This window comes from Streptococcus sp. HMSC072D07, assembly GCF_001814835.1.
Classification (GTDB): domain Bacteria; phylum Bacillota; class Bacilli; order Lactobacillales; family Streptococcaceae; genus Streptococcus.
In genome coordinates this window covers 56,926-65,739 of record NZ_KV818066.1, presented here as the reverse complement: position 1 = coordinate 65,739, position 8,814 = coordinate 56,926, and the positions used below count along the sequence as shown (strand labels likewise).

Annotated in this window: 7 protein-coding genes and 1 riboswitch; all 7 genes read right to left on the bottom strand. The window is 42.4% G+C overall.

Annotation, left to right across the window (positions count from 1 at the left end; all coding sequences use genetic code 11):
- A partial coding sequence (locus HMPREF2991_RS05165) for a Spy0128 family protein (RefSeq protein WP_257371875.1) occupies positions 1 to 1,770 on the bottom strand: 1,770 nt, incomplete at its 3' end.
- Between the two features lie 204 nt (positions 1,771 to 1,974).
- Positions 1,975 to 2,703: an ABC transporter ATP-binding protein gene (locus HMPREF2991_RS05160; protein WP_000136209.1), complete on the bottom strand. Its 729-nt coding sequence runs from the start codon at positions 2,701 to 2,703 to the stop codon at positions 1,975 to 1,977.
- Positions 2,703 to 3,710, bottom strand: a complete 1,008-nt coding sequence (locus tag HMPREF2991_RS05155) for an ABC transporter substrate-binding protein (protein WP_070569555.1) — start codon at positions 3,708 to 3,710, stop codon at positions 2,703 to 2,705. Before HMPREF2991_RS05155 ends, HMPREF2991_RS05160 begins: the two co-directional genes overlap by 1 nt.
- 36 nt (positions 3,711 to 3,746) lie before the next feature.
- A complete protein-coding gene (locus HMPREF2991_RS05150; RefSeq protein WP_070569558.1) occupies positions 3,747 to 4,505 on the bottom strand; it encodes an ABC transporter permease in 759 nt (252 codons plus the stop codon).
- Positions 4,468 to 4,758 carry a thiamine-binding protein gene (locus HMPREF2991_RS05145; RefSeq protein ID WP_000647689.1) on the bottom strand — a complete coding sequence of 97 codons (291 nt, stop codon included), beginning with the start codon at positions 4,756 to 4,758 and terminating at the stop codon, positions 4,468 to 4,470. Before HMPREF2991_RS05145 ends, HMPREF2991_RS05150 begins: the two co-directional genes overlap by 38 nt.
- A 70-nt stretch (positions 4,759 to 4,828) precedes the next feature.
- A riboswitch (TPP riboswitch) is annotated at positions 4,829 to 4,931 on the bottom strand.
- Between the two features lie 103 nt (positions 4,932 to 5,034).
- Positions 5,035 to 7,668 carry a DNA polymerase I gene (gene polA, locus HMPREF2991_RS05140; protein ID WP_070569561.1) on the bottom strand — a complete coding sequence of 878 codons (2,634 nt, stop codon included), beginning with the start codon at positions 7,666 to 7,668 and terminating at the stop codon, positions 5,035 to 5,037.
- Between the two features lie 129 nt (positions 7,669 to 7,797).
- On the bottom strand, positions 7,798 to 8,814 hold a 1,017-nt coding region (locus HMPREF2991_RS11200; protein WP_257371874.1), incomplete at its 5' end, for an SIALI-17 repeat-containing surface protein.

Sequence of the window (8,814 nt, the reverse complement as noted above, 5' to 3'; positions counted from 1 at the left end):
TGCAGCGTTTTTAGCTGTCGCAACGACTTTGTTGCCTTCTTTAAGTTCAAACTCATATTTGTCTGCTTCAAGCGCTTTACCATTCAAGACTTTAGTAGCTGTGATGGTAGCTTTTGCTGGTTTAGCTTTATAAACGTTCGTGAAAGTAAGGTTGTCTGCGCCTGTTGCAGTTGCAACAAGTTGACCTTGGCCGTTATCTTTAACGACTACTGTTACTTCATAAGCATTTGGATCGTATTCAACTCCGGCTACATCACCTGCTTTTTCAGAGATAGTGAATGTACGAGTTTCTTCTTTTGTGAAGGTAAGTTCTGGGAATTGAATCTTACCGTTTGCATCGTTTGAAACAGTGTGGAGAACTGTTCCGTTTTCTTTCAACTCAAATTCAAATTGGCCAGCCTCGATAGCTTTACCGTTCAAGACTTTCTTAGCTTCAAGTTGAAGTTTTGCTTCTTTAGCAGCGTATGTGTTTGTAAATTCTTTCTTAGAATCTTTATATTTAACACTTGCAATCTTTTGACCATACACGTTTGCTACAGTAACTTCTGCTTCAAGTACTGAATCATCGTATGTATAGCCAGGTTTGTTGTCATTTACTTCTTTAATTTGGTATTTGAATGTACCTTCATTAGAGAATTTAACTGCTGGGAATTTAACATTTCCTTCAGCATCGTTTTTAGCTTCAGTTACAGAACCATCTGGAGCAATCAATTGGAAAGTAAATGCATCTGCCTCAAGAGTTTTTCCTTCAAGTTTTTTCTTAACTTGGAATTCAACCTCATCAGACTTCGCACCTGAACCGATACCTTCTGTAGTTGTCAAAGCAGCAAATCCATGAACATCAAATGTTTCTTGATCGGTTATCGCTTTTACATCGTTAAATGCTTTTTTAGTTGCATTGTCAACTGGAGCAGTTAGACGAGTTTTATATAGGATATAGAGACCTTGTCCGTCCATTGTGCCATCACCGTTTGGAGTGATGGTAAAGTGATTTCCATCAACAACGTTGATATGGGCAGCTTCTAGTCTTGGACGAGCTTCAGCTTTGTTCCACTCAGTAAAGTAGTAACCAGTAATTTCACTTGCAAGAACTTGTCCTTCTGGAATAGTATCTTCGAGTTTAACCCCTGTGTAAGATTTTGCATAGCGGTTAACACGGATACGCCAGTTTACGTAGTTCGGGTCGTCTGAGTCTTGAACTCCCCATTTAGTAAATCCAGTTGGGTCATCATCTGGGACGATACGAGTCAAAGTGTAAACTTGGTCACCTGGGATATTAATTTGATAAGGAGTGTTTAGTTTAACACTATCTGCCCAAACGACTGTAAACAGGGCAGTAATCTCCTTGTTCTCTGACAAATTAGCAAAGTAAGCAGCATTTGTCACTTTGACAGTAGCTGTGTTATCTGCTTTACTAGTTGTCAATTCAGCAATAGTTGTTTGCCCATCTGGTGCTTTCAATTCCGTAGTAGAATCTTTTTCAATTTTAAATTCGTTTGGAACATGATACACCATGTAATCCCCATCTTTGAGGGTTACATCATTTGGGAAACTATAAGTTGGTTGAAGATAGAATTTACCTTCCCCGTACTTAGCGCCATCAACAAGTTTGTTATTGTTGATTTTTGAAACAGTTTTCATTGTGTAACTGCTCGCTGGTAGTTCCTCCGCTTGAACAACTGTGCTAACTTTGAGTGCAGGCAAAAAGACCGACACAACCAGTAGCAAGGCCATCAAGCCATGAAAGAGTTTACTAGTTCTCTTTTTCACCACATTATCCTCCTTATTGTCTATAATGGTTCAATTATATTATACAGTTCCATTACAAAATGTCAACTAAAATTTAATTATTTTTATATTAACTTACCATTTCTTTAAATATTAAGCCTAATCATGCATGTTCATCAGCTTTGAAACAATTAAATCCAAGCAAGGATTTCGCTTGTATTTAATATATACTAATTTCCTAAAAGGCTACGTATTTAATCCCAATTCTGCTAATATTTGCCGTTTGTAGGCAATTTTTTGGACTTCCTTGTCTTCGTTCTGGGGCCAATCTAGTTTGACTTCAGAGACAATCTGTCCAGGACGATTTTTCAAGATATAGATGCGGTCGCTGAGATTGAGGGCCTCTTCGATACTATGCGTGATGATGAGGGTCGTCAGCTGTAGCTGTTTGTGAATCTCCAGATACCAAGAGTGGAGTTCCATCTTGGTCATCTCATCCAAGGCACTAAAGGCTTCGTCAAGAAGAAAGAGCTTGTGCCCAAAAAGATAGGTCCGGAGCAAGGCTACACGCTGACGCATCCCTCCACTGAGTTCGTGAGGATACTTATCCCGTACAGCTGTCAACTGGAAGGTCGCAAGGATCTCATCCGCTCGGGCAATGGCCTCCGCCTTATCCACCTTTTGAATCAAGAGGGGCAAGATGATATTGCCAAGCACCGTCTTGTGCTCCAAGAGGAGATCCTTTTGCAGCATATAACTCACGCGCCCCTTAGGATTTTCCTCGCCATCAAGGACAATTCTCCCCGACTGGACTTTTAAAATCCCAGCGATTAGGTTAAAGAGAGTGGTCTTTCCAACACCACTTGGACCTAGGATAGAAACCACTTCACCCGAAGTCACCTGCAGGTTGATGTCCTCTAAAATCTTTTCATCGCCATAGGCATAGCTTACGTGTTCTAGTCTAATTTCTGTCATTATTTTACAAATTCATTAGTGAAACCTTTGTCAGTCAAGTCTTCTTTAAGGATACCATTTTCTTTGTCCCATTTGTAGAAGGCATTCCAGCGAGCTGCATCAAATTGTCCCCATTTTTCCTTGTCACTTGCGTATTCTTTTGACAAGTATTTTTGAGATTCGATGACAAAGTCACGTTTTTCCTTGAGTTCAGGTGCATTCTTGATGAGGATATCTGCAGCTTCTTCTGGATGCTCCATGGCATATTGGTAGCCTTTTTTGATGGCTTGGATGACTTTACGAGCTTCTTCCTTGTTGTCTTTTAGATAGTCATTGTTTGCGATGATAACGGGTGAGTAGTAGTCAAACTCCTTGACATAGTCTTTCAAATACATGAAGTTAGCCTCTACGCCTTGAGATTTGGCAAGGATACCATCCCAACCGTAGTAGATCCAAGCAGTGTCAAAAACGCCATTGGCAATTGGTGTGATAGAGTTTGAGTCGTTGTTTGGTACTTTTTCGACCTTCTCAAAGTCTCCTCCTTGTGATTCTACCAAGGTTTTCAACATAGCCAGTTCCGTTGGGTCATTCCAAGTTCCGTATTTCTTACCAACCAAGTCTTTTGGACTGGTGACATTGTCAGATTTGCGTGAGATGATTCCAGATGTATTATGTTCAACGATAGCAGCAACGGCAGTAATCCCTGCTCCTTTTTCCAATTTTTTAGCCATGTAGTCTTGGAAATAGATAGCAAACGGCGCCTTGCCATTGATCACCAAGTCAGATGAGCTTTCTTCAGGTGGCAATTTCAAGTCAACATCCACTCCAGCTTCTTTGAAATAGCCTTTCTCCTTGGCTACATAAAGTCCAGTGTGGTTAGTATTTGGCGTCCAGTCTAGGATAAAGTCAATCTTTTTGAGTTCTGCTTCTTTATTGTCCTTAGAAGCAGTCCCTTGACCACAAGCCACCAGCACGACAGCTACAAGAGCTGTCACAAGCGTTAAAAACACTTTCCATGTTTTCTTCATTTTATTTCCTCTTTTCTTTTTTGAAACATTCTTATTCTATGAACGTTTCCATTTAATCACATATTTTTCGCTGATATCGACCAGCTTCATACCCAAAAGGCTGATAATCGACACCAGAATAATAATGGCAAACATGGTATCATACTGAAACAGTTTCTTAGACTGAATCATATAAACACCAAGACCTTCAAAACCTCCTAGCCACTCGGACACCACGGTTGTGATAAAGGCGTAGGAGACACTGACCCTCAGACCTGCATAAAAGTAAGGCAGACTGACAGGGATTTTAAAATGCCACAGGATTTGCCAAGGCTTGGCTCGCATCAGACTAAACAAAGTCAGCATATCCTTGTCACAATGTCTAAAACCGTCCAAAATACTGACAATGATAGGGAAGGTTGTCGTCAGGATAATCAAGACAATCTTGGGCAAAATTCCATAGCCTAGCCATAAGACTAGGATAGGTGCTATGGCAATGGTCGGAATGGTCTGAACAACCACCATCATAGGGTAGATAAGATCATTGAGCCAAGTCAGACTGTCCATAAGCACAGCCATGATACAGGCAATCAAGACTCCTAAGACTAGTCCGAGTAAAGCCACTCTCAAGGTCGCCCAGCTATGGTGCCAGAGAAATTCTCTGTCACGAACAAAGGCCTGGAGAATTTCAAAAGGGGTTGGCAGGATAAACTTGGGTAAAAGTTTGAATATTCCCGCTAACTGCCAGATTGACAAGACTCCTAGAAAACCAAATAGACTAATGTGACGTCTCAGTATACTTTTCAAGTTTCTCATCAATACTTAAAATTTCTCCTACATTTATTTTGACATTGGCAAAGACATTATCTGCCTCCTGCCCTGCCACTTCTAGTGCGTCTTTGAGAATACGCATGAGCTCATCCAACTCCCCTTCCAATACCGTTTCAAATGGTGTCACTACCACGGTCACGGACTGAGCTTGCAGATAAGTAATAACCTGATCGATAATAGCAATTCGATCAACCCCCTGCGATAGGGGCAAGACTTGCAAGGCAATGCTTGCTTTCATAAAAACCTCCTTTTCTCAGGTTTCCTTTTGACAAAAAGAAAACCCCTTCCATATATGGAAAAGGTGCAGAATTCGGCTAAGTATCGTTCCCTACGCTGGCATTACCCAGATCAGGTGCGGTCGAAGTTTAACACTTCCTCTCAGACTGTACACAGACTCCCATATCTTATATGGACATATAGTAACGCAAATACAAGGAAAAGTCAAGGAAACTGCTTACAGAAAACTATGAAAAAGAGTTTGAAGGCACGCCCTTCAAACTCTTTCATAACTTTCTTATTTAGCCTCGTACCAAGTTGCTCCTTCATTCTCATCAGCAATGAGTGGAACACTGAGTTGGATGGCTTCTTCCATGGTTTGTTTCACTAGAGCTTTGACAGCTGCTAGTTCTGATTTCGGAACTTCAAGGACGATTTCATCATGCACTTGCAACAGCATCTTGGTCTGATAACCACCTGCAACCAAGGCTTTGTCTAGCCGGATCATAGCAATCTTGAGAATATCTGCTGCTGAACCCTGAATAGGAGAGTTGATGGCAGTCCGCTCTGCAAAACCACGAATGTTGAAGTTGCGCGAATTGATATCCGGCAACTCACGACGACGCTTGAAGAGGGTCTCTACATAGCCCTTATCACGCGCCTCACGCACCACCTCGTCCATGTAGTTTTTAATACCTGGGAAGCGTTCAAAGTAAGTATCAATGTAGGCTTTTGCTTCCTTACGGCTGATGCCCAGATTATTAGACAAGCCAAAGTCTGAAATTCCGTAAACCACTCCAAAGTTAACCGCCTTGGCATTACGACGGTCGTTTGGAGTCACATCCTCAGGGCGTTCAATTCCAAAAACCCGCATGGCCGTCGAGGTATGGATATCTGCTCCCTCTTGAAAGGCCTTAATTAAGTGCTCGTCTTTAGAGATGTGTGCCAAAACGCGCAATTCAATCTGTGAATAATCCGAGCTAAGAAGAACACTATCCTCCCACTCAGGTACAAAAGCCTTACGAATGAGACGGCCTTGTTCCAAACGAACAGGTATATTTTGCAAGTTTGGATCCACACTAGACAAACGTCCGGTCTGAGTCAAATCTTGCACATAGCGCGTGTGGATCTTGCCATCATCCAAAATCCAGTCTTGCAAACCAATCACATAGGTAGATTGGATCTTAGCAATCTGACGGTAGTCGAGGATTTTCTTAACAATTGGCGCAATAGGAGCCAGACGCTCTAGCACATCCACCGCTGTCGAGTAACCTGTTTTGGTTTTCTTAGTGTATTCTAGAGGAAGACCCAGTTTTTCAAAGAGAAGCACGCCCAACTGCTTAGGCGAGTTGATATTAAACTCCTCACCAGCTAGTTCATAAATCTCTTGGGTGAGTTGCTCAATGACGACCTCATTTTCAGCCTGCATCTCAAGCAGGGTTTCTTTTTTGACCTTGATCCCAGCGATTTCCATCTTGGCAAGGACAAAAGCCAGAGGTTGCTCCATGTCATAGAGAAGGTCTAATTGCCCATGTTCACTGAGTTTTTCAAGTAAAACCGGCTCCGTCTCAACCAATACAGCAACCTTGCGAGCTAGGTGTTCCAAGAATTTCTCTCTCTCAGGGATAGCTTTCTTGACCCCCTTACCGTAGAAAGTCTCATCATCGACCAAGTATGTTTGACCGTAGAGAGTCGCAATGGTTGAGATTTCATTGTTCTCGACTGTTGAGAGTAAGTATTTTGCCAAACGGTTGTCAAAAGCAGGGGCCTGCAGATTCAAACCCAAGCGATTTAAAAGAACCTTCGCTTTTTTAAAGTCATACACTTTCAGAGGTGTTTTTTCTAGAAAATCCTTGAGAATCGGCTCCTGCAAGAGCTCAAGTTTATCTGTAGTGTAAAGTTTATCCCCACAGGACCAGGCAAAACCAACCAAATCATCTGTATGGTAATTTTCACCAAAGAGTTCAAAGTGGAAGATAGAGTCGGCACTCAGCATGTCTTGACTGACTTGGTCAACAATAGTGAAATCCAAGCTCTCAGGCGCATCCTTCGACGAAACATTTAGAGCTTGTTTGAGCTGTTTGAAGCCCATCTCATCGTAGAATTTCCCGAGATTTTCCACATCTGGGCCATTATATACCAAATCATCAAGGCCAATCTCAATTGGTGCCTGAGTTTCAATGGTCGCCAAGGTTTTAGACAAAAAGGCTTGTTCCTTGTCATTGATGAGATTTTCCTTCATCTTAGAAGCCTTCATCCCATCGATATTTTCATAAATACCCTCGAGCGAACCATGTTCCAGCAAGAGCTTGATACCCGTCTTTTCACCGACTTTCGTGACACCAGGGATATTATCAGACTTATCCCCCATGAGGGCCTTAAGATCAATGAACTGAGCTGGCGTGAGGCCCATCTTTTCCATGAGATAGTCCGGCGTAAAGGCCTCAAACTCAGCCACACCTTTCTTAGAAATCTCGACCACCGTATGCTCATCCGTCAACTGGATCAAATCCTTATCTCCGCTAACGATTGTCACATCAAAAGAATCCTTCTCAGCCAAACGGCCTAAAGTCCCGATGATATCATCCGCTTCATACTGGGCCAACTCATAATGGCGAATCCCAAGATGGTCTAACAACTCACGAATGAAGGGAAATTGCTCACGAAACTCATCTGGAGTTTTAGCACGGCCACCTTTGTAGTCTGCATACATCTCTGTTCGAAAAGTCGTCTTACCTGCATCAAAGGCTACCAAAACATGACTGGGCTCAACCCGCTCTAAGACATGATTCAACATGAGTTGAAAGCCATAGATTGCATTGGTATGAAGGCCATTAGCATTTTTAAAACGATCCAACTGCTGATAGAGCGCAAAAAAAGCTCGAAAAGCAACTGAAGATCCATCAATTAATAATAATTTTTTCTTGTCCATACACCCATTATAAAGGAAAGAGGGGAAAAATACCATCGGAAAGAGCTGAAAAACGTGGACTTGTTCCTATTTCACCATAAAAAAGAAAAGGACTATTCAAATCCTTTTCTTTTATTGATTTCATGCGATTTATTTGTTCAATTTTCTCTTTGCAAATGGTAGCAAACCAAGAAGGAGACCAATAAATCCTAGCGATGCAACTGCTGAAGCATCTTGGCTTCCTGTATTTGGAAGGAGTTGTTCATCCGTTGCTGCAGGCGCTTTGTAGGTACGATCTTGTTCAGTTCCAAGAGTAGGGCTTGTAGCCAAAGGAGCTACACTGCCAGTGTATTCTGGAACTTCATTTACTGCAGCTTCAATCGTTTCAGCATAGGCTGGAATAGTAGTCACTGCCGGAGCACCACTTTCTGCATAAACTGGAACATTTGCTACGGCTGGGGCACCGCTTTCTGCATAAGGCAGAGTGTTGTTTACTACTGGGGTACCACTTTCTCCGTAAACTGGAACATTTGCTACGGCTGGGGCGCCACTTTCTGCATAAGGCAGAGTGTTGTTTACTATTGGGGTACCGCTTTCTCCGTAAGCTGGAACATTCGCTACGGCTGGAGCGCCACTTTCTGCATAAGGCAGAGCATTGTTTACTATTGGGGAACCACTTTCTCCATAAGCTGGAACATTCGCTACTGCTGGAGCGCCACTTTCGCCATAGGCTGGGAGTTCATTTACAGCAGCTTCTACCGCATTTGCACCTTTGTTGTATTCTGGCAACTCTGCAGTTGCAGCTTCTACTGCGTTCACCCCACCTTTAAAGTCTTCAATTTCAAGAACAGCCGACATGACACTGCTTAGAGTCTTAATAGCATCCTCATAGTCTGCTAAAGCTTGTTGCAAGTCTTTGACTTGACTATTCTTGTCACCAGAAACTTGTAAACTTGATAATTGCGCTTTAATCTTAGCAACTTGCTCTTCTAATTTACTTAGCTCAAGTTTTTTCGCATTACTATTTTCTTCCGCTGCTTCCTTGTCGGCTGCAGCGAGTTTAGCTTGGTCTTGACTTGAGAAATCTTCTTGGCTCTTCACTTCGGCCGGTGTCATCTGATCGCTGTCTTCTGCCAAGAAATCATCTAACAAATCTGACGCTTCGAT

What these genes read in the sequence shown, in the direction of transcription:
- HMPREF2991_RS05160 (WP_000136209.1), bottom strand. Translation starts at nt 2,703, where the DNA reads ATGACAGAAATTAGACTAGAACACGTAAGCTATGCCTATGGCGATGAA.
- HMPREF2991_RS05155 (WP_070569555.1), bottom strand. Translation starts at nt 3,710, where the DNA reads ATGAAGAAAACATGGAAAGTGTTTTTAACGCTTGTGACAGCTCTTGTA.
- HMPREF2991_RS05150 (WP_070569558.1), bottom strand. Translation starts at nt 4,505, where the DNA reads ATGAGAAACTTGAAAAGTATACTGAGACGTCACATTAGTCTATTTGGT.
- HMPREF2991_RS05145 (WP_000647689.1), bottom strand. Translation starts at nt 4,758, where the DNA reads ATGAAAGCAAGCATTGCCTTGCAAGTCTTGCCCCTATCGCAGGGGGTT.
- polA (WP_070569561.1), bottom strand. Translation starts at nt 7,668, where the DNA reads ATGGACAAGAAAAAATTATTATTAATTGATGGATCTTCAGTTGCTTTT.